This is a genomic window from Microvirga medicaginis (assembly GCF_052658925.1).
Genome location: NZ_JBQWEL010000064.1, coordinates 1 through 769 on the forward strand (window position 1 = coordinate 1; position 769 = coordinate 769).

Genomic DNA, 769 nt, shown 5'->3' on the forward strand with positions numbered 1-769 from the left:
ACCCTCGATCTCCTTGCCGGCCACCATCATCAGGTCGGCCATCTCGTCGACGATCACCACGATGTAGGGCAACGGCTCGAGGTCCATCACCTCGTCCTCGTAGATCGCCTCGCCGGTCTCGCGGTCGAAGCCGGTCTGGACCGTGCGGGTGAGGGTCTCGCCTTTCGCCGTGGCCTCGGAGACGCGGGCATTGAAGCCGTCGATGTTGCGCACGCCCAGCTTCGACATCTTGCGGTAGCGGTCCTCCATCTCGCGCACCGCCCATTTGAGCGCGATCACCGCCTTCTTCGGGTCGGTCACCACCGGCGTGAGCAGATGCGGGATGCCGTCATAGACCGAGAGCTCGAGCATCTTCGGGTCGACCATGATCAGGCGGCACTCGGACGGGGCGAGCCGGTAGACCAGGGAGAGGATCATGGTGTTGATCGCCACCGACTTGCCCGAGCCGGTGGTGCCGGCGACCAGCAGGTGCGGCATGCGGGCGAGATCGGCGATCACCGGCTCGCCGCCGATGGTCTTGCCGAGGCAGAGCGCGAGCTTCTGCTTGGTGGTCTCGAAGTCGGCGGAGGCCAGGAGCTCGCGCAAGTACACGGTCTCGCGCTTGTGGTTGGGCAGCTCGATGCCGATGGCGTTGCGGCCCTGGACCACGGCAACACGGGCCGAGACCGCGCTCATCGAGCGCGCGATGTCGTCGGCCAGCGAGATCACCCGCGACGACTTCGTCCCCGGCGCCGGCTCCAATTCGTAAAGCGTCACAACAGGACCGGGA

At 66.4% G+C, this 769-nt stretch carries 1 protein-coding gene; it reads right to left on the minus strand.

The genetic code is table 11. From position 1 onward, the window contains the following. On the minus strand, nucleotides 1-769 hold a 769-nt coding region (locus ACUXUR_RS26770), incomplete at both ends, for a DNA translocase FtsK (protein WP_445505385.1).